Here is a 26,616-nt window from a genome sequence, read left to right on the forward strand (position 1 = left end):
AAAATTTAGCCTAGCAAAAGTTAAATTTTAAAATTTAAAAGGGGCAAAAATGCCCCTTAAAACTACATGCCTGCGTTTTCGTCTATCCATTTTAGATACTCGATGATATTTTTGATCTCTTCATCACTCATGTGCTGATTTGGCATTCTAAGTTTAAAGAAATCAATCATCGCTTTAACGTAGTCGTCGTTATAGAATTTAGCAGGGTCTTTTATAAAGTCTGCTACCCATTTTTCGCCGTTTTCATGTCTTAGCAAGACGCCAGTTAAGTCTGGGCCTGAGCTTACTTGACCGATGACGTGGCAACCATTACATCCGCCTTTTAGATAAGCTTCTTCGCCTTTTGCAGCAGCTGGGCTCATCGGAGTTGCGATCTCTTTAGCTAGGTTGTTTTTAGCTCTTAGACCAACGTCGGCAGTTTTTACCATGTATTGCCATACTTGGTACTCCCAAAGGATAGCGCCATTTACGTCGCCTTTTTTGTAAGCTTCGTCAGCTTTAGCTTTTACCTCTTTGATGTGGCCGTATTGATCAAGTGCGTCATCAACCAAAGCTTTTACTTTTGGATATTTCTCATAATGTTTCTCTTTTAGGTATTTAACAACCTCTTGGATAACATCATCAGTTGCTTTGTTAGTTGCGATTACTTTGTCGTACTCAGCTTTTAGAGCCTCTGGGCTTAGAGTTTTTAGCTTGCTATTTTTTGCAGATTCATATTTTTTATTTGGATCTTTAACAAGTAAGTAACCCATCATCTCTAGGTGAAGTGCTGAACAAAACTCGGTGCAGTAGTATGGGAAGACGCCTTCCATATCAGCTACGAAATTTACTGAAGCAGTTTTGCCAGGCTCTAGTGAAGCGTGGATGTTGTAAAGGTCGATGCCAAAGCCGTGAGTCTCATCTTGAGCGCGCTCTAGGTTTGTTAGGTGAATTGTTACGTTATCGCCTTTATTTACCTCGATGTGCTCTGGGTTGATGTGGCTTCTGATCATTGTTGCATAGACAGTTACGTTTTTGCCGTTTCTCTCAACTCTTTCTTGACCAGCTAGAGTTGCGTATGGACTAGCCTCGCCTGTTCTTGAGTTTGTGCCCATGTTGTAAGTAAGCGCTGGAGTTAGCTTGCTAGCAGCGATTGAGACAACGTCGTGTGGTTCACCAAGTGGGATAGGCATATCATAGATTAGATCCATTTTTGCACCAGTGATGTCTATTAACTGGTGGTTTTGTGGATGGAGTGGGCCAACTGGGTTAAAGCGATCGATTGAAAGTTTATCAAGTGCGATTGCGTATTTGCCCTTAGGTTTTGCTGATTTGCCCTCCATTGTATCAAGGTGACCGATGTTGTAATGAACATTTACCTTATCAAGCACTTTTAAATTTTTGTAGTCCCATTTTACGATTTGGCTATCAACGTAAAGTGAAGTATAAAGTATGCCATCTTGTGAGTCAAATGATGTGTGCAGTGGTCCAAGGCCAAGTTCGACTTGTCCGTGCATTGACTTTTCTCTATCTAAGATAGGTATGCCATATGGGTCAGTGCCAGCGAACTCTTTTTTGTCGATTAGCTCTTTGATCTTTTTAAAGTCATAAACTGATGCGTGAGTATCAAGCTTACCGCCAACGATGATGTATCTACCATCTGGTGTGACGTCACAACCGTGTGGGCTCTTTGACTCTGGGATCAAAAATAGTGCTCCAGCTTTTACAGCAGCTTCTATCGTGATCACTCTATGACCATTTATAACTTTGTAGTTTTTCTTGTCTTGTGCAAGTTTTTCTAAAATTTGCCAGTTATAAACGTGCAAGAAGTCGGTGTCGTTTCTACTAGCGCCTGCCTCAAATGGAGGAAGACCTTTTTCGATACCACCTGTATACATCTCAGTGTTTATTGAGTTTGTAAAGCCCCAGCCATAGCTCTCGCCCTTACCAGCGTCGCTTAGGTCTTGCCAGTATGGAGGAAGCTCAAGAGAGAAAGATGCTTTCTCGTCGATCTTGCCTTTTGGATAGTCAAATTTCCAAAATGTCACAGCGCCTCTATAAACGGCTTCGTAGTCGTCCATTGAGTGATAGTTATCATCAAGTGGAGCTGCGTACTGGCTAGCTTCGATGACGTACTCGCTGTTTGGAGTGATGAAGCTACCGCCGTGCTCACTCTTCATGATAGGGTTTACAACCATTTGAGTTGTCTCAAAGTCTTTTAAATTTATGACAGCGATCCTTGGGTTTGCCTTGTCGTTGATAAATAGATAATCACCAACATACTCACCATTTTTCTCAGTGAAATTTGGGTGGTGTGTATCGCCCCAAGTTATCTCTTTGCCCCTGATGTTGCCTTGTTTTAAAACGGCTTTTGACTCATCATCATAGCCATATCCTTGCCAAGGCTCTGGGGTGAAAACGCCGATGTATTTATAAATTCTCATCGACGGAACGCCATAAACTAGCACTTGACCACTCTGCCCGCCAGATGAAAAGACGATGAAATCATCTTTTTTACCGCTTGGCTGGTAAGTCTTAGCAGCTGCAAGGACATCTTTTTCGCTTAGCCCGCGCTCTTTCATGACTTTTTCAAGGTCACTACTAGCAGCACAAGCAGCAGTTAAAGATAGCCCAAGCAGTGCAGCACTTGCGACACAAAATAACTTTTGCATTTACTCTCCTTTTTAAAATGAATTTATCTCTAAACTCTTTGTCTTATTGCCTAGATCCACGCCAACAAGCACGTTTTTTTCTATAAAAATTTCTTTTATCTCGCCACTAAAAAGCTCTTTTTTGCCCTTTAGCTTGAAGCTTTTGTCAAATTTATAGATCACTCCGTCCTCACTAGCTACTAAAACCTCATCTCCCACGCACGCAAGAGCTGAAATTTTAGATCTTAAAACTTGCTTTTTAGCTCCACTTTTAAGATCTAAAATTTCTCCGTTTCTAAAGCCTATGAAAATTTCATCATCGCTAAATTTACAGGCACTTATCGGCGCAAAGCCAACGCTTTTTTGCTCTTTTGCGTTAAGCTTGCTATCAAGCAAAAACGCCTTGCCATTAAAGCTTGTAAAAAACACTCCCTCGCCAAGCGATAAAAAGCTAGAAATTTTATAAACATTGTTAAAATTTTTTGATATAAATTTTTTAGAACTCTTGTCAAAAATGGCGATTGTTACGACATTTGCCATATCGCAAGCGACGTAAATTTTCTCTTTATCTAGCAAGATATTTGAAACCTTACAGCCAACATTTGGCAGAGCAAATAAAAATTCCTTCTCGCTAGCTACCTTTACGATCTCGTTGTTTAAATTTGCAACGTAAAAAGAGCTCTCATCAAAAGCACATCTTTGATCTTTGTAAATTTTCTCCTTTAGTCCTAGGCTTTTTGTCTCACCATCTTTTACAAAGATGATGTTTTGACTATTTTCATCGATGAAGCAGCCCTTACTCTCAGCAAAAAGCGCTATCAAAGATAAGCTAAGACATAGCAGAAATTTCATTATCTAGGTTGCTTTCATTGTAAATTTAAAATTAACAAAAATATACATATTCATATCTTAAAAGCAAATTAGAAGTTAGTTTGTTTTCTTAAGCTTTTAAAGAAAAATATCAGTAAATTTTTTTAAATTTTGCTATTTACAATAAATAAACTTTGGAATTTAACGGATAGAAATATATTTTTGATAAAATTTATTATCTATAAAAGTTCGTGTTTTAGGTATATTCTGCATTAAAATTTAAATTATAAATATTTTTTTAAAAAAATTATTTAAATTAGATAATTATATTAAGAAATGAAAAATCGCTCTTGCGTTTTGAGCAAAGCTTAAATTTTAGATTTTTGATATTTTTTTGCTTAAATTTGCTGATAACTTAAATTTGTTTAAATAGGCTATAATCTGCCAAAAAAGGAGAGATAATGCTAACACATTTAGATGAAAAAGACCGTCCAAAGATGGTCGATGTAAGCCCAAAAGATCCCACAAAAAGAGTAGCAACTGCTAGCGGGATCATCAAAATGAGCAAAGATGCTTTTAAGGCGATCAAAGAAAATACCGGCAAAAAAGGCCCAGTCATCCAAACAGCCGTCGTCGCTGCGATAATGGGCGCTAAAAAGACAAGCGAGCTAATACCTATGTGCCATCCACTGGCCATTTTGGGTGTGGATTGTGACATCGAGGAGCTGCCTGAAATTTGCGCTTTTAAGCTTTACGTGAGCGTAAAGATAGAGGGCAAAACAGGCGTTGAGATGGAGGCTCTAACAGGCGTGAGCGTGGGACTTTTAACCATTTATGATATGGTAAAAGCCATAGATAAGAGCATGGAGATCAGTAACATCGTGCTAGAGAGCAAAACAGGAGGAAAAAGTGGCGAATATATGCGATCTAAATAACAAAAAGGCAAAAATCGACTACCCAACACACTGGGAGTATAAAGTGATATTTGACGCTGGCGTAAATGCCGAAGAGAAGGTAAAAGAGATAGTAAAAGATAGAGAATTTAAGCTAGTTTTTTCGAAATTTAGCAAAGATAAAAAATACGCTAGCTACGATCTAGCTGTGCTAGTTTTAAGCGAAGAAGAGAGGCTAGAGATTTTTTCAGCGCTAAAACACGAAGCAAAATACGTTTTATAAGGCAAAAATATGGATAAACTTGAGCAAAATTTACGTGATTATAAAGATAGCGAGGGGCTACTAACTAGCATAAAGGCTCTTTGCAACGACTTTTTTAGGGACGTCTCAGACAAAGACGAAAACACACTGCCTGATCTTTTGAAGCAAAAGATGAACGAGCTTTACGACAAGATGGATAAAGAGAGCCTCATAAATGCTAAAAACCTAAAAAGCGCTATGGAGGGGATAAACCAAGCTCTAGTTAGCGGCGAAGAGAAGCAGCTTTATGAGCTATTTGATAAAAGAGATGAGATAAATAGAGCGATCGAAGCAAAGCGTGAAGAGATAAAAAATAGGCTAAAAATTTCATTTGAAGCGGCTGAAGAGGTCGTAAAAGATAGAAATTTTGGCGAAAAAGAGGAAATTTTAGAGCTTTTAAACAACGCCATTATCAGAGAAACAAGGATGCTTGGCATCTTAAAAGAGAGTGCTCAAATCGCCTTTTTAACAACGCTTGAGGGCGCAAAGGATGTCGAAGAGACCGCTGGTGCGATAGCTAAAAATATGACCTACGCTGCGATAAGAGGCGGGGAGTTTAGCAAAGAGCGAATGTTTGAAATTTCAAAAAATATCATCAGTGCAGCGGGGAATTTAGCAAATGAGGGGCATATATTTGCAAAAGAGCTCATAAAAGGCGCGATAAATGGCACAAGAGATGGCATCTTAAGAGCTATTGAGAAGCTAAAAGATGAGGCGAAATTTGCTCCAGATGAGCTAAGGCTAAACTCACAGCTTTTAAATTTAAAAAACGTGGATGAGGAATTTATAGCGCTTCTTAAAGAGCTTGAAAATGAATTTGATGGCGTGGCTAAAAGCGAGATCGAAAGCGTGATAAATAGCGAGCTTGATACAAATCTAGCAAAATTTAAACGCATAAGCGATCAAGCGATGGAGCAGATCAGCTCAAGGCTTGAAGAGCTAAAGTCAAACGGCGTTGCAAAGCTTGTGAGTGAGGCGAACAATAAATTTGAAGCCCTAAAGCAAGAGCTAAACGACAAGAGCAAAAAGCTAAAGCTAAATTTTGACGCAAATGATAAGCTTGAAGGCCTAAAACAAGATATCGCAGAGTTTGAGAAAAAGGCGAACGACAAGCTTGAAGACATCAAACAAATGGATATAAAATCAGAAGCTAAGAAATTTGGCGACAGAGCCTATCAAGCGGCAAAAGACTTCTTAAACGTCATAAAAAAAGACAAAAAAGAAAACTAAATTTGCCAAGCTTTTGGCAAATTCATCATTTTGGCTAGGTCTTAGCCTAGCCAATTCACAACTTAAAATTATAAAAATAGATATAGCAAAAACGCACCCAATATCAAGCGGTAGATGACAAAAGGTAGCATCCTGATCCTTGAGATGATCCCCATAAATAGCTTCACGCAGATATAAGCACTAACTGCACTTATGATGACGCCAAGGGCGATGTCGCTCCAAGGCAGAGCGTTTGGATCTTTTATAAGCTTGATGCTCTCAAGTCCGCCAGCTAGGATGATGACAGGTATCGAAAGCAAAAATGAAAAATTTGCACTGCCTTTATGGCTAAAGCCCAAAAACAAGGCAGCTGTCATCGTTATACCTGATCTTGAGACGCCAGGGATGAGCGCCACAGCCTGCGCTAAGCCTATGATGAGAGCAAATTTTATGGTCATTTCGTATTCGCTTTTGTTTGTTGAGCGAAGATCAGCAAAGTAAAGTGCGATGCCAAAGATGATCGTAGTAACAGCGATCACAACGCCGCTTCTTGCGTACTCTTCGATCACGTTGTTAAACAAAAGCCCAAAGATGCCAACTGGGATAGTGGCAAATCCCACGCACCAAACAAGCAAGCTATCGCCTACCATCTTTCTTTGCGCGATCGAGGCAAAAAAGTCGCGAAGTAGCTTAAAAATCGTATCTTTAAAATAAAAAAGTATCGCGCTTAGCGTACCAACATGCACCGCCACGTCAAAAGCAAGCCCTTGATCTGGCCAGCCAAGTAGCTTTGGCACCAAGATGAGATGAGCCGAGCTTGATATCGGCAAAAACTCGCTTATGCCTTGCACCAAGGCCAAAACGATAACGTGAGAAATTTCCATAAAATGCCTTTTTTGATTTTAGATTGCAGCTGGGGATTTTACTCCCCAAAGTTAAATTTTATATAAGTTCGCTAGCAAAATTTGCAAGCTTTTGCGGAGTAAATCCGAAGTGATCAAACAGCTCGTTCGCCTTGCCGCTGGCGCCAAAGCTGTTCATGCCATAAACCGCGTCGGCAAATTTATACCACTCATAGCCAGTTGCGGCCTCAACTGCTATGATGGTTGTGTTTTTATCTAAAATTCTAGCCACATACTCGGCTGGCTGCTCGCAAAGTAGGTCAAAGCAAGGCGCTGATACGATGTTTGCACCCACACCTTGCTCAGCTAGAAGTGCAGCTGCTTTTACGCAGAGTGAGACCTCGCTGCCGCTTGCTATAAATGTGATCTTTGCTTCTTTTGACGAGCTTAAAAGATATGCGCCATTACTAACCTCGCCAAATTCGCCTTTTGCAAGTGGGTCAAGCCCTTGGCGGCTAAGCACAAAGGCACTTGGAGCGTTTAAATTTAGCGCCGCATGCCAGCTAGCTGCGTTTTCGTTGCCATCAGCTGGGCGGAAGGTGTAGAAATTTGGCATAGCTCTAAATGTGCTAAGCTGCTCGATAGGCTGGTGCGTCGGACCATCTTCGCCAACGCCGATGCTATCGTGCGTGAAGACAAAAAAGTGCTTGATGCCCATTAGCGCTGCTATCCTCGCACTTGGCTTTAGATAGTCGCTAAAGATAAAAAATGTCGCTGAAAATGGCAAGAAAAGACCGTATCTGGCGATGCCGTTATTTATAGCTGCCATGGCGTGCTCTCTGATGCCGTAGTGGATGTTTTTGCCATTTGGGAAGTCGCCCATGCCCTTTAGCTCGGTCTTGTTTGAAGGAGCAAGATCAGCGCTACCACCGATAAAGCCAGGGAGTTTTTTAGCTATCTCATTTAAAATAACGTGGTTTGTATCTCTTGTGGCTAGCTTTTTGTCGCTAAAGTCTGGAAATTCGATCTTGCTAAAGTCTGGATTAAGAAGGGAATTTAGCAAATTTTTACCCTCAGCACTTAATGCCTCAACCTTTTTGTTCCACATAGCCTCTTCAAGATCGCCCTTTTCTACTGCGCCTCTAAATCTTAAAAGCACGTCCTCGTCGATAGCAAATTTCTTCTCAGGGTCAAAGCCAGCTGCAGCCTTTGCCTTTTTTATGATCTCTTCGCCAAGTGGCGAGCCGTGGCTGTGGTGGCTACCCTCAAGCTCCATTGCGCCGCGTGCTATGTGCGTGTTTGCGATGATGAGATATGGCGACTCTTTCTCGCTAGCTTGCTCAAGCGCAAATTCGATCTGGTTATAGTCGTGTCCGTCGATGCGTGCGACCTCCCAGCCCTGCGCCTCAAACCTAGCCTTGACGTCCTCGCTAAATGCTATCGCTGTATCGCCCTCGATCGTGATGTTGTTTGAGTCGTAGATGAGCACAAGGTTATCTAATCTTAAATTTCCAGCCACCGAACATGCCTCGTAGCTTATGCCTTCTTCTAGGTCGCCGTCGCCGCAAAGGCAGTAAATTTTATGATCGATTATTTTATTGTCTGGCTCATTTAGCACGTTTGCAGCGTATTTTTCTGCCATTGCTAGGCCAACTGCATTTGCTACGCCTTGACCAAGTGGGCCAGTAGCCACCTCAACGCCTGGAGTGTGAATTTCTGGGTGTCCTGGGGTGTTTGAGCCAAGCTGGCGGAAATTTTTAAGCTCATCTAGGCTTAGGTCGTAGCCAGTTAGATGTAAGAAGCTATAGACCAAGCTTGACGCGTGACCACCGCTAAAAACGAGCCTATCTCTATTTAGCCATTTTGGATTTTTAGGGTTGTGTTTTAAAAAGTTGCTTAAAACCACCATGATATCAGCTAGGCCCATAGGAGCACCTGGGTGTCCGCTGTTAGCGTTTTGCACCATATCAGCGCACAAAAATCTTATAGTATCGGCTTGTTTTTTTAGCATATGATCTCCTTTTATTGCGTCAGATTATACAAAAAAGTGATTAAAACTTGCCTTGCATTTTTGCCCAAAATGTCTAAAAAGTGATATAAATTTACGAAATTTACGCACTATCTTAGGTGCTTGTCTGTAAGCTCTAAGATCATTTTTGCGATATTTGCATCTATCTGTTTTAGTGCCTCTTCTATCTCGCCTATTAGCTCATCTTTTTTCTTTTTTGCGCCAGATAGACCTAGTAAATTTGTAAATGAGTTTTTGGCTAAATCGTTATGCACGGGCTTTCCAGCGGCCGCTTCGTCGCTTGTAAGATCGATGATATCGTCTTGTATCTGAAAAGCAAGGCCGAGCTTTAGTCCGATATCATAAATTTTCTCGCACTCTGTTTTGCTTAAATTTACTATCACAGCGCCCATTTTTAGGCTAGCAGCGATGAGCTTTGCAGTCTTGTGGATGTGCAAAAAGACTAACTCATCAAGGCTTAGCATCTTGCCAGAGAGCCCAAATTTAGCCTTTGCTCTTTTGATGTCATCTTTGTTTGTATTTTCAAAGAAACAATCAAGCGCCTGACCTAGCACCATGCCGCTAACGCCAGCATTTTCGCTTAAAATTTCCACGCATTTTATGCGTGTTTGAGCTGGCAGATCAGCACGTGAAATTTCATAAAAAGCATGCGTGTTTAGCGCATCTCCTGCAAGTATCGCAGTCGTTTCGTCGTATGTTACGTGAAGCGTTGGTGTGCCACGTCTTAGGCTTGCGTTATCCATCGAAGGCAGATCATCGTGGATGAGCGAGTATGTATGCATCATCTCAAGCCCCAAAGCCACTCTCATCGCCTTTTGCGTGAGGCTTTTATCCACGCTCTCCACCACGCCAAGAAGCAAAAGTGCCCTAAAGTGCTTGCCTCCGGCCTTTAGCATAACGCCAAGCGCCTCCTCGTAGTAAGGGTGAAAGCTAGGCGCCTTTGGCAAATTTGCGTTTAGAAATTTTACAAAGTCCTCAAGTAGGCTCATTTTGGCACTCTTGCAAAGAACTGAAAGTCATTTCTACTAAATAAAAGCACGAAATTTTGCAGGTCGCTTATCTTTTCTAAAAGCTCCTCACGGTTGCTCACGCTCTCTTTGTTGTAGCCTAAAATTTTATCGCCGATTTTTATGCCAAAAATTTCCGCATTTGACTTTGGCTCGACCTTAGTAACGACTAAATTTTTATCGACCGTGATACCATAATCAACCAAAATTTTATCATCTAGTAAGCTCTCAGGCGACTTTGGCATGACGTTTAAATTTGGCAGATCAAGGCTTGAAGGGGCGTCAATGTCTAGGCTTTGGTTAAATTTCACATCCCCGCTTACTGGCACTTGAAAGAGTAGCTCCTGCCTATCACGCTTCACGATGATGTCCAGTTTTGCGCCCTTTGGAGCAAAAAGCACCATCTCATTTAGCTCTCTTAGGCTCTTTGGCTTGATGCCATTTACACTAACAAGCTCATCATCAACCATCATCATCTTGCCGCGGCCTAGTGGATCGACAAGACCCACAAAAAATTTATCCTCTTTTTGCAAGAATTTCACGCCGATATCGCCGTAATATACGTCATCGTAAGATACAAAGTGCTTTAAATAGCGATTTGGTATAAATTTATCAGCTCCAACAGCTATGCCTATCATCTTGCAACAAGGCGTGTTTATCTCGCCAGTCGCGTTATACTCGAAGCTTAGCGTGTCAAAGTCGCCTAAATTTTGCCCCAAAGACTTGATGTGGCCCATGACAGTGTTGTTAGAGTCGTTTAAGATGCCAACCCAAGTGCTCTTTTTGATGCGCTCCTCGTTGGTCTCATCAGCCATCACAACAGGGCTTAGCTCCTTGCTAGAGCGCACTAAGAAAAGCTGCAAATATGGGTCAAATTTGACATATTCGCCAAGCGGAGCTCCGTCACTTTTTGGCACTGCGATCAAATTTTTAGTGATAGCCACGCCAAAATGTTTATTTACCGAGACGATTGAGTTTTTATTCTTTTCAAAGCAGGCGTTAAAGTCCTCTTGCGTAGGCCTAGGATCGGCGTTTAGGCAAAGCGCTGATAACAAAAATGCAAGGGTAAATTTATATTTTAGTCTCATTTTATCCCCATCGAAGCAAGGCCGCCAAGCATCCTTGAAGCGGTGTTTTTCTTATCGGCCTCAACTGATTTTAGCACGTCATTTACGGCACTTATTAGCAAAATTTGCATGCTCTCTTTATCTTCAAGCAAGCTATCATCTATGCTGATATCAAGTATCTCGCCGCTGCCGTTTGCTCTCACGCTCACCAGCCCGCCGCCGCTTTTTGCGCCAAATTCTTTATTTTTGCTCTCTTCTTCCATCTGCTTGGCCTGCTTTTGTACATCCTCAAGCATCTGCCCCATCTTTGAAAAGTCAAATCCCTCAAACATCGCCTACTCCTTTATGATCTCGTTTTTGTTATTTACATGCACGATGGTTGGCTTAAATTTCTTAGCCTTTTTAAATTTCATACTAGCATAAGCCACGATGATGACCACGTCGCCAATGCAGACCTTTCTAGCAGCTGCGCCGTTTAGACAAATTTCGCCTTTTTTGCCCTTTATCACGTAGGTGGCAAATCTTTCGCCGTTATTTACGTCTAAAATTTCCACTTTTTGATTTTCTATCAAATTTGCAGCCTTTATAAGCTCCTCGCCGATGCTTACCGAGCCAACATAGTTTAAATTTGCGTCTGTTACGACGGCTCTGTGGATCTTACTAGCTAAAATTTCTATATTCATTTTTACCTCTTTAAAAGCTCTTTTACTACTTCTTTGTCGCTAAATGGGTGCTTGACGCCCTTTATCTCCTGATATGGCTCGTCGCCTTTGCCAAGTATGACAAGCGCCCAGCCAGGTTCTAGCTTGCTAATGGCTAGCGCGATCGCCTCTTTGCGGTTGGCGTTTCGTATCAAATTTTCATTTTGGCTCATGCCAGCGCAAATTTCATCGATTATGCTCTCTGGCTCTTCGCTTCTTGGATTGTCACTAGTGACTATGCAAATTCTTGCGTATTTTTGGGCTATCGCTCCCATTTTAGGGCGCTTTGTCCTATCTCTGTCGCCGCCTGCACCAAAGACTGCGATCAAATTTAGATGTCTAAGCGAGTTTAGCACTTTTTCTATGCCATCTGGCGTATGGGCAAAGTCCACGATGACTAGCGGATCGATGCTTACAACCTCCATCCTGCCACTCACACCTTTAAATTTACTTATCGCCTTTGAAAGTGCGGCTGCGTCTGGACGCTCTAGCAGGCAAACTGCTCCAAGGGCTGCGATTAGGTTGTAGAGATTAAACTCGCCTTGCAAGCTTGAGTCTATCTCCACATCGCCATTTGGCGTCTTGATAACTGCGTCTATGCCGTCCTTTAGCCCATAAACTATCGGTGCAAAGCTAGCTGGCTTTTTGACCGCGTATGTGTAGGCGTTTTTTGGGTTAAATTTAACTCCGCCATCATCAATATTTATGAGCTTTACGCTCTCATCGTCAAAAAAGCTTGATTTTACCCTTGCATACTCCTCCATGCTCTTGTGGTAGTCGAGATGGTCTTGAGTTAGGTTTGTAAAAATTTTAAGGGCAAATTTTAAGCTCTCTATGCGCTTTTGAGCGATCGCGTGCGAGCTAACCTCCATCACGAAGTACTCACAGCCCTGTTCGCTGGCTGTTTTGAGGTATGAGAGCGTCTTTAAAATAGCACTTGTCGTAAGCGCCTTGTCATCTATCTGCTCGCCCTCTATAAATGCCCCTCTGGTGCCACTTAGGCCGCATTTTTTGCCTAAATTTCGCAGGGTCTCGTAGATAGCCGCAGCCGTTGTGGTCTTGCCATTTGTACCTGTGATGCCAACTATTTTTAAGCTTTCATCGATCTTTAAAAGCTTTTTGCACTCTTCAAGAGTGATTATCTTAGCGCCCTTTTTTACCGCGTGTTCTACAAATTTCGCATTTGCGGTAGTTTGCACAAAGTATACACCCTGCTCGCACTCGTTTGAGTCATCTGTTATGAAGCTATTTTCTACTGATATTTTCATCGTTTTGTCTTTTTTGTATCTCTTTAAAAAGCTGATCTATACGCTCGTCGCCGCCAAACATCACCGCCGCACTCTCAAGGTAGTTCATGCTCATATCGATGAAGTCATTTTTTATCAAATTTCCTAAAAATTCCAAAAAATCGTCTTTGTTTGAGATCATGACCTTGGTTGAGAACATGATGTTTTCAAAAACCTTTTTAAAGCTGCCGTCCTTATAAACAGCCCTTTTAAAGTCCTCGTAGCTGATCGCGTCTTGCTCTTCAAAGTACTCGCTCTCCTCGTCTCTGGACTCTAAAATTTTTAAAATTTCCTCCACGCCCTCGTCGTCTTCGCCAGCTCTTACCTTCGCCATATAGTAGTCAAACAAGAGCTTTGCCTCCTCGGCATTTTCCTCGCCAAGAGAGCAAATTTGTATCAAAAATAGCAAATTTCTCTCCTGCGTCTTTTCGTAGGCTAGTGAAAAGTAAAAGATCGCATCTTTAAATTTAGAGCGTTTGAAATATTTTATGCCTATTTTTTTATAATCTATCAATGTCAAATTCCTCGCCTATTGGGACATTTATGACTTCAAGCTCTGGATGAATGTCTATGCGAAGCTGCCTTTCGATGCCGTATTTTAGCGTGGTTGTGCTAGCTGCGCATCCGTGACAATGTCCTGTGAGTCTTACGTAAATTTTGCCGTTTTTTATGCCAAGTAGCTCCATGCCGCCGCCGTCATTTTCAAGCATAGGTAGCACCTTTTGCAAACTCGCAGTCACTGGTTTTAAAAGCTCTTCATCACTAAATGGGATCATATTTTTTCCTTAAATTTTTTAGCTATTATAGCAGATAAAGTACAAACAAACGTTTTCTAGGCTTTTGCTGGGGGCGTTTTGGCTTTAAATTTTGGTGGTTTTTTTGTGGAGAAAAGGGCAAATTTGCCCTTTAAGTTTAGTTTAGTAGAAGTGATTTTATATCGATTTTATGCTCTATCATCTTGCTCTCAAGCATAAATTCTTGCGTAGCCTCAAGCGCTTTTATATCATCAGCCGTGATCTTTGAGCTAAAGTCGTACTGAGGATACATGCTCTTTACCGCCTCTATGCTAAGCCCAGTCTCTTCAGCTGTAAATTTAAGCGCCTCGTCCTCGTTTGCTTTGATGTAGTCCAATTTCATCCTGAGCCTTTTTAAATTTCTCAACTATGTCTTTGTGCTTTTTATAAAACTTTCAAAAAGAGCTAGAAATTTATAGGTTTATTATAGGGATTTTGAGTGTACTAAATTTTACGTCATGATCATCTAGTTATTTTTTGGTTTAAAGCCGCTGTATAAATTTGCATTAGCTTCAAGCCTGTAACACCCACCAGCAGAATACCCCAAGGACCAAATTTTATGATTTTCTAACTTGTAAATTTACTACAATACAGAATAGATAAATTTAAAAACATAGAAATTTGCAAGGTTATTTTAGAAATTTGAAATACATTAAATTTAACATCTTGAATATCTAGCTTATTTTACATTTTAAAGCCACTATATAAATTTAAGCTAGCTCTGTGCCTGTCATCCCAAACACTCCAAAAGCCAAAAATTTTATAGTGTTCTAACTCGTAAATTTACTACAACCCAGAATGAATAAAAATTTAAAACAAAAACCTTTAAAAATGAAAATTTATAAAACGTAAAAAGATAATTTTAGAAAGAAAAGAGAGCCAGATAGGCTCTCTGGGGATTATTCAGCTACTAGCTCTATATAAGCCATCTCAGCCGCATCACCTCTGCGAACGCGAGTTTTGATGATTCTTGTATAGCCACCGTTGCGCTCTTTAAATTTTGGAGCTACTTCAGTAACTAGCTTATTTGTAGTCTCTTTGTCTTGCAATGAAGCAAATACTGCTCTGTGAGCGTTAGAGTCGCCCTTTCTAGCTCTTGTGATAAGCTTTTCAACATAGCTTCTAAGCTCTTTTGCTTTTGGTAAAGTTGTCTCTATCTTTTCGCTTTTGATGATAGCTATCGCTAAATTCTTAAGCAATGCAGATCTATGAGATGACGTTCTACCAAGTTTGCGATATCCGTGTTTATGTCTCATCTATTGTCCTTTTATTCTTTTGCACTCATTTGTGATTTTAGCTCGGTTATTTTCTTTCTGAGTTGCTCTTTGCTATCTTTTAACACATCGACACCAACTGGATAGCCTATCTCTTCCATAACCGCTTTTATCTCTTCAAGAGATTTTTTACCTAAATTTTTAAGCTCTTTAAGCTCATTTTCGTCCATCAACGCAAGCTCACCGATAAATCTAATATCGGCTTTATCAAGGCAGTTAAAACTTCTAGCGCTTAAATTTAGATCTTCTACACTAGAAAGTAGCTTTGAGAACTCGCCGCTTGCGCTTGAACTAGCAACTGGGGCACTAACGTCAATATCTAAAATTCCTTTAAATACTGACATTTGTTGATACATAGCTTCTAAACAATTTTTAAAAGCTTCTACTGGACCAACTTGACCATCTGTTGTTATCGTAAATACGATCTTCTCGTAGTCTGGGTCATCTTCAACCAAGACATTTTGTATCTCATAAACTGCTTTTTTAACAGGTGTAAAGAAAGCGTCTAGTGCGATATACTCGTCTTCGATCTCTTCTCTGATCTCTTCACTAGGAACATATCCGATACCTTTTTGGATGATAACTGAGAAATTTAACTCAGCATCTTCGTTGATGGTTGCAAGATATGCGTCTGGATTAACGATCTCAACTAGGTCGTTATTTAGATCAGCTCCAGTTATCTCTTTTGGTCCTTTAAAGCTATACTCTATAACTTCACGCTCGCTGCCGCTTTTTAATTTAAATCTGATCTTCTTCAAATTTATAATAAAAAATGCCACATCTTCAAGCATGCCGCGCATGCTATCAAATTCGTGACTAACGCCTTTTATCTTTACGCCGATAGGAGCAAAGCCTACCGTACTTGTGTAAAGAAGACGGCGTAGTGGGTGAGCCAAAGTAACAGCATAACCTGCTTCAAAAGGATATGCTGTAATGTTAGCGACATTTTCGCTAACACTTTTAACTTCTATTTCAGTTGGCATATAAGCTGATGTAGTAATCTTTCTCATCTTTATACCCTCTATTATTTTGAGTAAAGCTCTACTATAAATCTTTCCTCAACAGGAATGATAACCTCTTCTCTTTCTGGATTTCTAGTGAAAATTCCAAATTTTTTCTCTTTTTCTACATCTACCCAAGCAACGATGCCAGTTTGAGCTGTAAGATCGATCGAACGAACGATTTGTGGATTGTTTTTAGATTTCTCAGCAACTTCTACTTTAGAGCCTGGTTCTACTCTGTAAGATGGGATATCCACTCTCTTGCCATTTACTAAAATATGTCCGTGAGTTACAAGCTGGCGAGCAAAACGACGAGTCGTTGCAAAGCCCATTCTGTAAACAACATTGTCTAATCTCTGCTCTAGTAGTTGAACCAAAAGAGCACCAGTGTTGCCCTCTCGGCGTGCTGCTTCTTGGAACAATCTTCTAAATTGTTTCTCTGAAACGCCATACATAAATTTAGCTTTTTGCTTCTCGCGAAGTTGTAAGCCATATTCGCTTATTTTTGCTCTTCTTTGTCCATGTTGTCCTGGCGCATAAGGTCTTTTTTCTAAAGCACTTTTACCAGCAAGTCTTCTTTCGCCTTTTAACGCAAGAGACACACCAAGACGTCTTTCTAATTTTTCAACAGGTCCTGTATATCTAGCCATAATAATTTCTCCTAATTTTCTCTAATTATACGCGGCGGCGTTTTGGCGGTCTGCAACCATTGTGTGGTAAAGGTGTGATATCTTTGAAGAAAGTTACTTTTATACCTTCAACACCGCCTACACTCTTCACAGCCGTTTCACGTCCGCTACCTGGACCTTGAACCTTGATGCCAACTTCTTTAATGCCGTGTTCTTTTGCTTTATTTAAAGCATCTTCTACAGCTTGTTGAGCTGCATAAGGAGTTGATTTTTTACTACCCTTAAAGCCTAAGCCACCTGCACTACTCCATGCAATAGCATTTCCCATTTCATCAGTTACAGTTACCATAGTGTTGTTAAATGTTGCACTGATATAAACGATACCTTTGGCTATGCTTTTTCTAACTACTTTTTTCTTAACAATTTTTCTTTTCGCCATTTATTATCCTTTAACCCTTGCCTTACTTAGTAGCCGCACCGACAGTTTTACGTCTGCCTTTTCTGGTTCTAGCATTAGTTTTAGTCTTTTGACCACGAACAGGAAGACCCTTTCTGTGGCGAAGACCTCTATAACTTCCAAGATCCATAAGAGCTTTGATATCCATAGCAACTTGTTTTCTCAAATCACCCTCAACGATATGGTGCTCTTGAATTTCTTTACGGATAGCTGCTGCTTCGTCTTCGCTAAGCTCATAAACTCTCTTGTCGTAAGAAATTCCAGCTGCGTCAAGAATTTGACGAGATTTATAAAGACCTATACCATAGATATAAGTCAAACCATACTCTATTCTCTTTTTGTTTGGTAAATCTACACCTGCAATACGTGCCATGCCTTATCCTTGTCTTTGTTTATGTTTTGGATTTTCGCAGATAACACGAATTATGCCACTACGTTTGACAATTTTACATTTGTCACACATCTTCTTTACAGAAGGACGAACTTTCATTTTAGTCTCCTAAAAATTTATTCCACTTTTTTAGGGGCTGCATCAGGTCTAAAGAAATAATTTAAACCAACTATTTTCAAAATAAGTGGGGAACTTTGAAAATAATTCTTCATACAGCTTTTCGCAAAGCTTGGATTTTACCCAAAACCAGCTTTAAATTTACTTAGCATATTTGCCAAGAGCCTAAATTTACTTATACCTATAAGTGATCCTGCCCTTGTCTAGGCTATATGGCGTAAGTTCTACTTTTACGCGGTCGCCAGGCATTATCTTTATATAATGCATTCTCATCTTTCCGGCGATATGACATAAAATGATATGTTTGTTGTCAAGCTCAACTTTAAAAGTTGCATTTGGCAGTGCTTCAACAACATTTCCATCAATCTCAATGACATCGTCTTTTGCCACAAACTCTCCTTTCTTTAAATTTTTTTGCTATAAATTTTACGCTTGGCTTAAAATTTCGGCTTTGCCATTAACTATCGCCATGCAATGCTCATAATGGCTAGTTCTCAAACCATCTTTTGAGGTTACTTTCCAGTTATCGCTTCCTAAAACTGGCGTGCCATCTTTTTGGCAGATCATCGGCTCTATACAAAAAACCATTCCCTCTTTTATCTTTGGTCCAGCTTTTGGATTGTTTCCTTCAAGATAGTTTGGAATTTCTGGCTCTTCGTGTGGCCTTTTGCCTATGCCATGACCGCAATATCCGCGCAAAGGTATATAGCCTCTACCAAGAATAAATTTCTCAAGCTCGCAGCTAATCTCTTTAAAGTGCATACCAGCTCTTATGAAATCAATTGCAAAATATAGCGCGTCTTTTGAGCAAGCGATCAAAGCTTCGTCTTCTTTTGAAATTTTACCAACTCCAAATGTCCTAGCTGAATCACCAAAATAACCATCTAAATTTGAGCCGATATCTACACTAACGATATCGCCCTCTTTTAGCTTGTATTCATTTGGAATTCCGTGGATCACCACTTCATTGACGCTTATGCAAGCTGCATTTGGAAAGCCATAAAGCCCTTTAAAGGCGGGTTTTGCTCCAGCTGCTCTTATCATATCTTCGCAAATTTTATCTATCTCAAGAAGTGAAATTCCAGGTTTTATGATCGTAGAAATGTGATCAAGTGTTCGAGCGACGATCTTGTTCGCCGCTCTCATTTTCTCTATCTCAGCTGGTCTTTTTAGCGTGATAGCCATTTTATAGACCTACTGCACTTAGGGTTTGATATTTGTTTGTATAAGACTGAGCTTCTATGCGCCTCATAGTATCAAGTGCTACTGAAACCACGATAAGTACTGATGTACCGCCAAAATAAAATGGTACGCCCATAGTCTTTACAAGTACCCAAGGTAATGTTGAAATGATGCCCAAGTACAAAGCACCACCTAAAGTTAGCCTGCCAGCTACTTCATTTAGATAGCTAGCTGTGCTTTCGCCCGGTCTAACACCTGGGATAAATCCGCCTTGTTTCTTTAAATTTTCACTTATATCTTTTGTGTTAAACACGATAGATGCGTAGAAAAACGCAAAAAAGATGATAAATAAAAATGTTAAAACATTAAACATATAGCCATTTGGACTTAAAAAGTCGTTGATAGCCTGGATTACTGGATTTGTGCTAGCCTGCAAAATAGTACTTGGAAACATCAAAATCGCACTAGCAAATATCGGTGGGATAACGCCACTTAAATTTACTTTGATCGGTATATAGTTCATTATACGTTTGTTTTGATTTTCCATTATCACTTTTCTTGAGTAAGAGATAGGGATACGTCTTTCGCCCATCTCGACAAAGATAATAGCACCAATGGTCGCTAAAATGATCACCAAAATAGCGATGACTGTTAGGAAATTCATCTCAGAAGTATTTACCAAATTTACAGTTCCGCCGATCGCACTAGGTATGCCAGAGACGATGCCCGCAAAGATGATAAGACTTATACCATTGCCTATACCGCGCTGCGTGATCTGCTCACCTATCCACATAAGTAGCATGGTGCCAGTTAGCATAGATACAGCAGAGATCGCGATAAATAAATTCATATCTATCATGATAGCTTGCTCGCCACCACGACCGCTTAAGCTTTGAAGTCCGATAGAGACGCCGATTGATTGTACAAGAGTGATAACGATGGTCGCATAACGTATGATTTGCATATATTTTTGCATACCGTCGCGCTCTTTTTTCATCTGACCTAACTTTGGAAATGTCGCTGCTAGAAGCTCCATGATGATCGAAGCTGTGATGTAAGGCATGATGCCTAGAGATATGATACTTAAACGCTCAGCGGCCTTACCACTAAACATATTAAATAGACCCAAGGCGTTGCTATTGTTTGAATTGAAAAATTCTTTAATTACGTCGACATTAACACCAGGAACTGGCACATAAGCCAGTATCCTGTATGCGAACAAAAATGCCAACGTGATTAAAATCTTGTTGGTCAGTGTTTTATCCATTATTTTGTTCCGCTAACGCTAACGTTCTCGTCTTTGATCTTTGAAGCAAGAGCTTTTGCGCTTGCACCGATTAGTTTTATCTTAGTAACGCTCTTTGAAATTTTATGAACGCTAGCTATTGTTGCGATTGAAATTTCCGCAAGCTCTTTTATGGCTGCGATCTTTTCAACATTGATAACATAAGGTTTTTCAAATTTAGATGCAAAGCCTACTTTTGGAAGACGTCTTTGAAGTGGTTGTTGTCCGCCCTCAAAACCTCTTTTTTCATTGTAGCCTTTTCTTGCTCTTTGACCTTTATTGCCTTTGCCAGCAGTTTTGCCATTGCCACTGCCTTGACCACGACCTATTCTTTTAGATGCGTGTGTTGAACCTACTGCAGGTGTTAATTTTTCTAATGCCATCTTAACTCCTTTCTCTTAGCTTTTTAGCAAACTAAGTGCTTTTATAGTAGCACGAACGACGTTTGCTGAGTTGTTTGAGCCAAGTGATTTAGTAAGGATATCCTTAATACCTGCAAGCTCGATAATAGGACGTGCACTACCACCAGCGATAACACCAGTACCCTCGCTAGCTGGGCGAAGTAACATTCTACTTGCGTTATATTTTACCTCTACATCGTGAGGGATAGTTGTGCCCTTGATCTTAACGTGGATAATATTTTTAAATGCGTCGTCAATCGCTTTTCTCATCGCATCTGGCACCTCTTTGGCTTTGCCATATCCAAAGCCAACTAGGCCATTTCTATTACCAACAACAACTAAAGCTGTAAATCTAAATCTACGACCACCTTTAACAACCTTTGTAACCCGACCGATATCGACGATTACTTCTTCAAATTCTTCTCTATTATATTTTTCCATCGATTTTCCTTTGGGTTATAGCTTGATGCCATTTTCTCTTAAAGCTTCAGCAAATGCTGCAATAACACCATGGTATAAATAACCATTTCTATCAAAAATCGCAACATCTATCTTCTTAGCTTTTAAAGCCTTAGCAAATTCTTTAGCTAAAGTGACCGCACCTTCTTTGTTTGCTTTTATGCCTATTTTTCTACCATCAACTGCAGCTAGTGTAGTAGCTGTAACGTCGTCAATTGCTTGAACATAAAGAGTCCTGTTTGATTTGAAAATAGAAACTCTTGGGCAAGTTGCAACACCAGAAATTTTACCTCTGATTCTTCTTTTTCTCTTAATTCTAAGAGCGATTTTTCTTTTTAGTACTTTTGCTGTCATTTACCGCCCCTTACTTCTTAGATGTCTTGCCCGCTTTGCGGATGATACGTTCTTCTAGATATTTTACGCCTTTGCCTTTATATGGCTCAGGTGGTCTAAATCCTCTAACTTGAGCAGCCACTTGACCTACTACTTGTTTGTCGTCGCCTTTGATAGTAATAACGTTTTTATCAACGCTAGCTTCAACGCCTGCTGGTAGCTCATAGTTGATAAGGTGTGAAAAACCAAGAGAAAGCTCTAAAATTTTACCTTTTGCAGCTGCTTTGTAACCAACGCCGTTGATCTCAAGCTGGCGAGTAAAGCCATGAGTGATACCAGTTACGATGTTGTTAGCAAGTGCTCTATATGTTCCCCAGTAAGCTCTGCTTTGGCGATCTTCGCCCTTTGGAGCAAAAACTATATGACCATTTTCTACCTTGACATCAACGTGACCTTTTGTGTCAAGCTCTTTTAAGTGATTGCCCTTTTTAAATTTTAGGACATTATTTTCAACGCTAACATCTACACCACTTGGGATAGCGATAGGCTGTTTTCCAATACGTGACATTTTTTTCCTTTACTTGTCTAGGGTGTTCCTACATTTACGAATAAACACCACAATGCCGTAAATTTGATCGTCAAATTTGACGAAACCTGACTAAATTTAGCCTGGGCGAAATATAAAATTTCACCTAGCTAAAGTTAAATTTCTAAATTTAAAACAACGCCAAAACGCTGCTTTACTATTACCAAACGGTGCAAAGAACCTCGCCGCCAACGCCAGCTTTACTTGCCTCAATACCGCTCATAACGCCTTTGCTTGTACTAACGATAACTGTTCCGTAACCATTTTTAAAACGCTTAATGTCGTCTTTACCTTGATAAACACGGCGACCAGGTTTTGAAACCCTTTTAAGCTCGTTTATAACGCTTCTGCCGTACTCATCATACTTTAAAACTACGTTTATAAATTTCTTGTTACCTTCTTCGATAACGTTGTAGCTCTCTACATAGCCTTTTGCTGCAAGGATAGAAAGAGTAGCCTCAACAACCTTAGAATGAAGCAATTTCGCAGTCTCAAGTCTTCTCATACTTGCATTTCTAATGCGTGTTAATCCATCTGATATTAAATCGTTCAACATTTCTCTTCCTTACCAACTTGCTTTTTTAAGACCAGGTATTAGGCCTTCGTTAGCCATTTTTCTTAGGCAAACACGGCAAATTCCAAAATCTTTATAAACAGAGTGCGGACGACCGCAAATTTGGCATCTAGTATAGCCGCGAACCGCAAATTTTGGCTTGCGTGCAGCTTTTGCTATCATTGATTTCTTTGCCATTTTACTTTCCTTTTGCAAACGGCACACCAAATAGCTCTAGCAATTTGAATGCCTCTTTATCGTTTTTAGCCGTAGTAGCAATCGTAATATTCATACCATGAGTTCGTAAAATTTTATCATACTCAACCTCTGGAAACATTAGCTGCTCGCTAAGACCGAAGTTATAGTTTCCACGTCCATCAAAGCCATTTTTTGGAAGACCGCGGAAGTCTTTAACTCTTGGAAGAGCAACGCTAATTAGCTTATCTAAGAAAGCATACATTTGCTCTTTTCTCAAAGTTACTTTGATACCAACAGGGAAACCTTCGCGAACTTTAAAGCCAGCAACTGATTTTTTAGCATCAGTGATAACCGCTTTTTGTCCAGCGATAAGTGAAATGGTATCAGCCATATTTTGAAGCACTTTCTGATCTTTCGCAGAGTCTCCAGCACCTACACTGATCACGATCTTCTCGAGTGCAGGGATGAGCATTGGATTTTTGATGTCAAATTCTTTTACGAGAGCTGGCTTGATAGTTTCGTTAAATTTATCTTTTAATCTACTCATATCTCTTATCCTTCAACTTTCGCGACGTTTGATATGTCAATTGGCATCTCTTTATTTACGTGACCACCATTTGGAGTTTTTTCGCTTGGTTTGATAGCTTTTTTAGCTACTTTGCATCCCTCAACTATAACCTGACCTTTTTTTGCAAGAACTGCTAAAATTTTACCAGTTTTGCCTTTATCGTCACCAGCGATGATCTTTACAGTATCGCCTTTTTTGACTTTAAATTTTACATTAGCCATTATAAAACCTCCGGAGCTAGCGAAACAATCTTCATAAAGTTAGCATATCTAACTTCACGTCCAACTGGTCCAAAAATACGAGTGCCGACTGGCTCTTTTTTGCTATCAAGTATAACAGCTGCGTTCTCGTCGAAGCGGATTAGCGAACCATTATCTCTTTGAACCTCTCTTTTAGTTCTTACAACAACAGCTTTTACAACCTGTCCTTTTTTGATCTTACCATTTGGAAGAGCTTTTTTAACAGAGCAAACTATGATATCGCCAAGTGTAGCGTATCTTCTTTTGCTGCCACCAAGAACTTTTATACACATTAACTCTTTTGCGCCACTGTTATCAGCAACTGCAAGTCTTGTAAAACTTTGAATCATTACTCAACTCCCTTTGCTAATACAGCTTTTAAGCGAAAATTCTTGCGAGCTGAAAGTGGCCTGCACTCAACTGCAACAACTGTATCGCCTGCTCTTGTCTCATTTTTCTCATCATGAACTAAATACTTTTTAAAGCGTTTTACAAATTTATGGTATCTTGGGTGCATAACGCGTCTTTCTACCAAAATAGTAGCTGTCTTATCTCCAGCTTTTTGTAAAACAACACCTTGAATTTCTCTTTTTAATGCCATTTTACGCCCCTTGTCTTGTTGCACTAATTGCAGTGTTGATCTGAGCTATCTCTTTGCGAACAGCACTAATCTCATTAGGGTTGCTTAACTGCATAGTTTTTAGCTTTTGTCTCAATGTAAATAAAAGCACCTTTTTCTCTTTTAGCAACGCGTTTAATTCTGCAACGCTCTTATCTTTTAACTCAGTATATTTCATTTTCACTCTCTCGCGTTACAAATTTTGATTTGAAAGGAAGTTTGTGTAGAGCCAAAGTTAAAGCTTCACGAGCTAACTCTTCGTCAACACCAGCCATTTCAAATATTATACGACCAGGTTTAATGTTCATAACCCACTCTTCAACTCCTGCCTTACCTTTACCCATACGAGTTTGTAGAGGTTTTTTAGTAAGTGGCTTATCAGGGAAAACCCTAATCCAAATTTTAGCCTGTCTCTTTACGTGACGAGTTAGAGCTTGACGAGCAGCTTCTATTTGGCGTGAATTTACTCTACCAGCCTCAACAGCTTTAAGTGCAAATTCACCAGTTGCTAAAGATGCTCCACGAGTCGCATAACCACGGTTGCGACCTTTCATTTGCTTACGAAATTTCGTTCTTTTAGGCATCAACATAATTATTTACCTCTTCTTGCTCTACGTGTTTTCTTAGGTGCCTCTTCTTCAGTTTTCTCAGGTTGAACACCTTTTTGAAGAACCTCACCTTTAAAAATCCATACTTTAATACCTATGTTTCCATAAGTTGTATGAGCCTCAGCTACACCGTAATCGATCTTCGCTCTAAGAGTATGAAGCGGAACGCGACCTTCTAGATACCACTCGGTTCTTGCCATCTCAGCGCCACCTAAACGACCAGCAACTGAAATTTTGATACCTTTAGCGCCTGATTTTTGAGCACCTTGGATAACTTTTTTCATAGCACGTCTAAATGCGACACGCTTTTCAAGTTGCATAGCTACGTTTTCAGCAGCAAGTTGAGCTGAAGCTTGAGCTTTTCTTTCTTCTTTGATATTTACATTTACTTCTTTACCGATAAGTTTGCTAACTTCGTTCTTTAGGTTTTCAACATCTTGACCTTTTTTGCCAATGATGATACCAGGACGAGCTGCAACTACGGTTACACGAAGTTTTTTAGCCGTTCTTTCGATTAGAATTTGGCTAATTCCTGCATAGTAAAGTTTTTTCTTTAAAAATGCACGAATTTTGTAATCTTCACCGATATTTTCAGGAAGACTTTGTTTGGTTGGAAACCATCTAGATTCCCAGTTGCGGTTAATTCCTAGTCTAAGACCTATTGGATTTACTTTTTGTCCCATATTATGCTTCCTTCTTTTCAGGTTTAGATACTTCTACCATTACATGAGAAGTAGGTTTGCGAATTTTGCTCGCTGTTCCTCTTGCTCTTGGTCTAAATCTCTTTAATACAGGACCAGCGTCAACGCGGCAACTAGTTACTACAACCTCTTCTGGCTCAAATCCGCCATTTGCTACTGCTGAGCTAATAGCGTTTGCTATAAATTTAGCACCACGATTTGGCATAAATTGCAAGCTTGCAAGTGCTAGCTCGGCATTCATACCTTGAACTTCTCTTGCTATAAGTCTTGCTTTTGTAGGAGAAAGTCTTACGAATTTTATAATTGCTTTACTCATATTATCTCCCCTTACTTGCCGATTTTCTTTTGCACTGAGCCTTTGTGACCCTTAAATGTGCGTGTTGGAGCAAATTCGCCAAGTTTATAGCCTATATGATTTTCTGTAACATATACAGGAATAAAGCTCTTGCCATTATGAACGTTAAATGTTAGTCCAATCATTTCAGGTACAATCGTGCTACGTCTTGACCAAGTCTTGATTGGTTTGTTATCGTTTGCATTTTTTGCGGCAATAACTTTTTTCATTACATGATCATCTACGAAAGGACCTTTTTTGAGTGATCTTGCCATCTCTATTTTCCTTTCCTTCTTGAAATTATAAGCTTATCGCTAGCTTTTTTACGGCGAGTCTTAGCACCTTTAGTTGGTTTACCCCATGGAGTAACTGGGTGACGGCCTGAATTTTTCTTACCTTCACCACCGCCGTGTGGGTGATCAACTGGGTTCATAGCAGAACCACGTGTTTGTGGGCGGATACCGCGGTAGCGATTACGTCCGGCTTTACCTATAGTGATGTTAGCCCAGTCTTCGTTACCAACTACACCAATACTTGCCATACACTCAGCTAGTACTTGTCTCATCTCGCCACTTGGCATTCTTAAGATAACATACTTCTCTTCTTTACCCATTAGCTGAGCATAACCACCAGCTGAACGAGCTATCTGAGCGCCTTTACCAGGTTTTAGCTCTACGTTATGAACGATAGTACCAACTGGTATAAATCTTAATTTCATAGCGTTACCTGGTTTAATATCTAGTGAGCCCTCATCGATAGATGCGATAACGTCGCCAACATTTAGGCCATTTGGTCTAATGATATAGCGTTTTTCGCCATCTTTGTAAGCTATAAGAGCGATACGGCAGTTTCTGTTTGGATCATACTCGATCGCTTCAACTTTACCCTCTATACCAAATTTGCGACGTTTGAAGTCGATGATACGATAAAGTTTTTTTGCACCTGCTTCTTTATGTCTTGAAGTTATACGACCATTATTGTTTCTACCGCCAGTTGCAGGTAGTTTAACAAGCAAGCTTCTAACGCTTGGTTTAGCTGTTATATCTTCAGAGCTTAGTCCAGTCATATATCTACGACTAGGTGTATATGGTTTATATGATTTTATAGCCATC

Annotated in this window: 40 protein-coding genes; 3 read left to right on the forward strand and 37 right to left on the reverse strand. The window is 40.1% G+C overall.

The genetic code is table 11. The features are described 5' to 3' along the window. Positions 1-62 precede the first annotated feature (62 nt). On the reverse strand, positions 63-2,651 hold the full coding sequence (nosZ, locus tag CCS77_RS08895; RefSeq protein WP_107917186.1) for a Sec-dependent nitrous-oxide reductase: 2,589 nt from the start codon (positions 2,649-2,651) through the stop codon (positions 63-65). Positions 2,652-2,663: 12 nt separating this feature from the next. Then, entirely contained in the window at positions 2,664-3,482 is an 819-nt protein-coding gene (locus tag CCS77_RS08900; RefSeq protein WP_107917187.1) for an ATP-dependent protease, read from the reverse strand. A gap of 416 nt (positions 3,483-3,898) precedes the next feature. Here CCS77_RS08900 and moaC point away from each other — a divergent pair, with 416 nt between their 5' ends. The 3 genes from moaC to CCS77_RS08915 are packed head-to-tail and all read left to right on the forward strand — an operon-like array spanning position 3,899 to position 5,864. Beyond that, positions 3,899-4,375 carry a cyclic pyranopterin monophosphate synthase MoaC gene (gene moaC, locus CCS77_RS08905; protein ID WP_180997380.1) on the forward strand — a complete coding sequence of 159 codons (477 nt, stop codon included), beginning with the start codon at positions 3,899-3,901 and terminating at the stop codon, positions 4,373-4,375. Beyond that, positions 4,350-4,616 (forward strand): HP0495 family protein, encoded by a 267-nt coding sequence (locus CCS77_RS08910; protein ID WP_009295275.1) that lies wholly within the window; start codon positions 4,350-4,352, stop codon positions 4,614-4,616. Before moaC ends, CCS77_RS08910 begins: the two co-directional genes overlap by 26 nt. Before the next feature lie 9 nt (positions 4,617-4,625). Beyond that, entirely contained in the window at positions 4,626-5,864 is a 1,239-nt protein-coding gene (locus CCS77_RS08915; RefSeq protein WP_107917188.1) for a hypothetical protein, read from the forward strand. A 68-nt stretch (positions 5,865-5,932) separates the two neighbouring features. Here the strand turns inward: CCS77_RS08915 and CCS77_RS08920 are convergent, their stop codons facing one another. The 35 genes from CCS77_RS08920 to rplB all read right to left on the reverse strand — a co-directional run bounded on the left by CCS77_RS08920 (position 5,933) and on the right by rplB (position 26,615). Then, on the reverse strand, positions 5,933-6,727 hold the full coding sequence (locus tag CCS77_RS08920) for an undecaprenyl-diphosphate phosphatase (RefSeq protein WP_002941660.1): 795 nt from the start codon (positions 6,725-6,727) through the stop codon (positions 5,933-5,935). A gap of 58 nt (positions 6,728-6,785) precedes the next feature. Continuing rightward, a complete protein-coding gene (gene tkt, locus CCS77_RS08925; protein WP_107917189.1) occupies positions 6,786-8,696 on the reverse strand; it encodes a transketolase in 1,911 nt (636 codons plus the stop codon). Positions 8,697-8,803: 107 nt separating this feature from the next. Further along, entirely contained in the window at positions 8,804-9,703 is a 900-nt protein-coding gene (locus CCS77_RS08930) for a polyprenyl synthetase family protein (protein ID WP_107917190.1), read from the reverse strand. Then, entirely contained in the window at positions 9,700-10,809 is a 1,110-nt protein-coding gene (locus CCS77_RS08935; RefSeq protein WP_107917191.1) for a DUF7488 domain-containing protein, read from the reverse strand. The genes CCS77_RS08930 and CCS77_RS08935 overlap by 4 nt, the downstream gene beginning before the upstream one ends. Continuing rightward, positions 10,806-11,120 (reverse strand): YbaB/EbfC family nucleoid-associated protein, encoded by a 315-nt coding sequence (locus tag CCS77_RS08940; RefSeq protein ID WP_002941513.1) that lies wholly within the window; start codon positions 11,118-11,120, stop codon positions 10,806-10,808. Before CCS77_RS08940 ends, CCS77_RS08935 begins: the two co-directional genes overlap by 4 nt. Before the next feature lie 3 nt (positions 11,121-11,123). Continuing rightward, positions 11,124-11,471, reverse strand: coding sequence for an aspartate 1-decarboxylase (gene panD, locus CCS77_RS08945; protein WP_107790755.1), 348 nt, complete (start codon positions 11,469-11,471; stop codon positions 11,124-11,126). A 2-nt stretch (positions 11,472-11,473) separates the two neighbouring features. Beyond that, entirely contained in the window at positions 11,474-12,757 is a 1,284-nt protein-coding gene (locus CCS77_RS08950) for a UDP-N-acetylmuramoyl-L-alanyl-D-glutamate--2,6-diaminopimelate ligase (protein ID WP_107917192.1), read from the reverse strand. Continuing rightward, positions 12,735-13,289: a hypothetical protein gene (locus CCS77_RS08955; RefSeq protein ID WP_035142362.1), complete on the reverse strand. Its 555-nt coding sequence runs from the start codon at positions 13,287-13,289 to the stop codon at positions 12,735-12,737. The genes CCS77_RS08950 and CCS77_RS08955 overlap by 23 nt, the downstream gene beginning before the upstream one ends. Then, positions 13,276-13,551: a NifU family protein gene (locus CCS77_RS08960; RefSeq protein ID WP_009295267.1), complete on the reverse strand. Its 276-nt coding sequence runs from the start codon at positions 13,549-13,551 to the stop codon at positions 13,276-13,278. Before CCS77_RS08960 ends, CCS77_RS08955 begins: the two co-directional genes overlap by 14 nt. A gap of 136 nt (positions 13,552-13,687) precedes the next feature. Beyond that, positions 13,688-13,912: a hypothetical protein gene (locus tag CCS77_RS08965; RefSeq protein ID WP_236635267.1), complete on the reverse strand. Its 225-nt coding sequence runs from the start codon at positions 13,910-13,912 to the stop codon at positions 13,688-13,690. Between the two features lie 556 nt (positions 13,913-14,468). Then, the gene (rplQ, locus tag CCS77_RS08970; protein WP_002941584.1) at positions 14,469-14,825 is read right to left on the reverse strand and encodes a 50S ribosomal protein L17; all 357 of its coding nucleotides are present in this window, start codon (positions 14,823-14,825) and stop codon (positions 14,469-14,471) included. A gap of 11 nt (positions 14,826-14,836) precedes the next feature. After that, a complete protein-coding gene (locus CCS77_RS08975; RefSeq protein ID WP_002941564.1) occupies positions 14,837-15,853 on the reverse strand; it encodes a DNA-directed RNA polymerase subunit alpha in 1,017 nt (338 codons plus the stop codon). 14 nt (positions 15,854-15,867) lie between these two features. Then, positions 15,868-16,494 (reverse strand): 30S ribosomal protein S4, encoded by a 627-nt coding sequence (gene rpsD, locus CCS77_RS08980; RefSeq protein ID WP_107917193.1) that lies wholly within the window; start codon positions 16,492-16,494, stop codon positions 15,868-15,870. Between the two features lie 25 nt (positions 16,495-16,519). Beyond that, positions 16,520-16,912 carry a 30S ribosomal protein S11 gene (gene rpsK / locus CCS77_RS08985; RefSeq protein WP_002941551.1) on the reverse strand — a complete coding sequence of 131 codons (393 nt, stop codon included), beginning with the start codon at positions 16,910-16,912 and terminating at the stop codon, positions 16,520-16,522. A 22-nt stretch (positions 16,913-16,934) separates the two neighbouring features. Then, positions 16,935-17,303, reverse strand: coding sequence for a 30S ribosomal protein S13 (rpsM, locus tag CCS77_RS08990; protein WP_002941610.1), 369 nt, complete (start codon positions 17,301-17,303; stop codon positions 16,935-16,937). Between the two features lie 3 nt (positions 17,304-17,306). Continuing rightward, positions 17,307-17,420: a 50S ribosomal protein L36 gene (gene rpmJ, locus CCS77_RS08995; RefSeq protein WP_002941545.1), complete on the reverse strand. Its 114-nt coding sequence runs from the start codon at positions 17,418-17,420 to the stop codon at positions 17,307-17,309. Positions 17,421-17,609: 189 nt separating this feature from the next. After that, a complete protein-coding gene (gene infA / locus CCS77_RS09000) occupies positions 17,610-17,828 on the reverse strand; it encodes a translation initiation factor IF-1 (protein WP_002848031.1) in 219 nt (72 codons plus the stop codon). 36 nt (positions 17,829-17,864) lie between these two features. Beyond that, positions 17,865-18,623 carry a type I methionyl aminopeptidase gene (map, locus tag CCS77_RS09005; RefSeq protein WP_107917194.1) on the reverse strand — a complete coding sequence of 253 codons (759 nt, stop codon included), beginning with the start codon at positions 18,621-18,623 and terminating at the stop codon, positions 17,865-17,867. 1 nt (position 18,624) lies between these two features. Continuing rightward, positions 18,625-19,887 (reverse strand): preprotein translocase subunit SecY, encoded by a 1,263-nt coding sequence (gene secY, locus CCS77_RS09010; protein ID WP_009295263.1) that lies wholly within the window; start codon positions 19,885-19,887, stop codon positions 18,625-18,627. Further along, positions 19,887-20,288: a 50S ribosomal protein L15 gene (rplO, locus tag CCS77_RS09015; RefSeq protein ID WP_107917195.1), complete on the reverse strand. Its 402-nt coding sequence runs from the start codon at positions 20,286-20,288 to the stop codon at positions 19,887-19,889. Before rplO ends, secY begins: the two co-directional genes overlap by 1 nt. A gap of 15 nt (positions 20,289-20,303) precedes the next feature. Next, positions 20,304-20,747: a 30S ribosomal protein S5 gene (rpsE, locus tag CCS77_RS09020; protein ID WP_002941646.1), complete on the reverse strand. Its 444-nt coding sequence runs from the start codon at positions 20,745-20,747 to the stop codon at positions 20,304-20,306. 15 nt (positions 20,748-20,762) lie between these two features. After that, on the reverse strand, positions 20,763-21,119 hold the full coding sequence (rplR, locus tag CCS77_RS09025; protein ID WP_002941658.1) for a 50S ribosomal protein L18: 357 nt from the start codon (positions 21,117-21,119) through the stop codon (positions 20,763-20,765). A gap of 10 nt (positions 21,120-21,129) precedes the next feature. Then, positions 21,130-21,666, reverse strand: a complete 537-nt coding sequence (rplF, locus tag CCS77_RS09030) for a 50S ribosomal protein L6 (RefSeq protein ID WP_103575095.1) — start codon at positions 21,664-21,666, stop codon at positions 21,130-21,132. 178 nt (positions 21,667-21,844) lie between these two features. Then, complete coding sequence (gene rpsH / locus CCS77_RS09035; RefSeq protein ID WP_009295261.1) at positions 21,845-22,240, reverse strand: 30S ribosomal protein S8; 396 nt, start codon at positions 22,238-22,240, stop codon at positions 21,845-21,847. 9 nt (positions 22,241-22,249) lie between these two features. Continuing rightward, complete coding sequence (locus CCS77_RS09040) at positions 22,250-22,435, reverse strand: type Z 30S ribosomal protein S14 (protein WP_002941532.1); 186 nt, start codon at positions 22,433-22,435, stop codon at positions 22,250-22,252. A gap of 1 nt (position 22,436) precedes the next feature. Then, positions 22,437-22,982 carry a 50S ribosomal protein L5 gene (gene rplE / locus CCS77_RS09045; protein WP_002941643.1) on the reverse strand — a complete coding sequence of 182 codons (546 nt, stop codon included), beginning with the start codon at positions 22,980-22,982 and terminating at the stop codon, positions 22,437-22,439. Between the two features lie 5 nt (positions 22,983-22,987). After that, the gene (rplX, locus tag CCS77_RS09050; protein ID WP_009295260.1) at positions 22,988-23,224 is read right to left on the reverse strand and encodes a 50S ribosomal protein L24; all 237 of its coding nucleotides are present in this window, start codon (positions 23,222-23,224) and stop codon (positions 22,988-22,990) included. Continuing rightward, positions 23,224-23,592 (reverse strand): 50S ribosomal protein L14, encoded by a 369-nt coding sequence (gene rplN, locus CCS77_RS09055; protein WP_002941516.1) that lies wholly within the window; start codon positions 23,590-23,592, stop codon positions 23,224-23,226. The genes rplX and rplN overlap by 1 nt, the downstream gene beginning before the upstream one ends. Continuing rightward, positions 23,592-23,843: a 30S ribosomal protein S17 gene (rpsQ, locus tag CCS77_RS09060; protein ID WP_002941511.1), complete on the reverse strand. Its 252-nt coding sequence runs from the start codon at positions 23,841-23,843 to the stop codon at positions 23,592-23,594. Before rpsQ ends, rplN begins: the two co-directional genes overlap by 1 nt. 1 nt (position 23,844) lies before the next feature. Then, positions 23,845-24,039: a 50S ribosomal protein L29 gene (rpmC, locus tag CCS77_RS09065; protein ID WP_002941625.1), complete on the reverse strand. Its 195-nt coding sequence runs from the start codon at positions 24,037-24,039 to the stop codon at positions 23,845-23,847. Next, entirely contained in the window at positions 24,026-24,451 is a 426-nt protein-coding gene (rplP, locus tag CCS77_RS09070) for a 50S ribosomal protein L16 (protein ID WP_002941572.1), read from the reverse strand. Before rplP ends, rpmC begins: the two co-directional genes overlap by 14 nt. A gap of 2 nt (positions 24,452-24,453) precedes the next feature. Continuing rightward, positions 24,454-25,152 carry a 30S ribosomal protein S3 gene (gene rpsC, locus CCS77_RS09075; RefSeq protein WP_002941650.1) on the reverse strand — a complete coding sequence of 233 codons (699 nt, stop codon included), beginning with the start codon at positions 25,150-25,152 and terminating at the stop codon, positions 24,454-24,456. Position 25,153: 1 nt separating this feature from the next. Then, complete coding sequence (gene rplV / locus CCS77_RS09080; protein ID WP_009295259.1) at positions 25,154-25,486, reverse strand: 50S ribosomal protein L22; 333 nt, start codon at positions 25,484-25,486, stop codon at positions 25,154-25,156. 11 nt (positions 25,487-25,497) lie between these two features. Beyond that, entirely contained in the window at positions 25,498-25,779 is a 282-nt protein-coding gene (gene rpsS, locus CCS77_RS09085; RefSeq protein WP_002941639.1) for a 30S ribosomal protein S19, read from the reverse strand. A gap of 2 nt (positions 25,780-25,781) precedes the next feature. Continuing rightward, positions 25,782-26,615: a 50S ribosomal protein L2 gene (gene rplB / locus CCS77_RS09090; protein WP_002941522.1), complete on the reverse strand. Its 834-nt coding sequence runs from the start codon at positions 26,613-26,615 to the stop codon at positions 25,782-25,784. Position 26,616: the final 1 nt, after the last annotated feature.

Origin of the sequence: Campylobacter concisus, from assembly GCF_003048375.1 — a bacterium.
In the GTDB taxonomy this organism is placed as follows: Bacteria; Campylobacterota; Campylobacteria; order Campylobacterales; family Campylobacteraceae; genus Campylobacter_A; species Campylobacter_A concisus_T.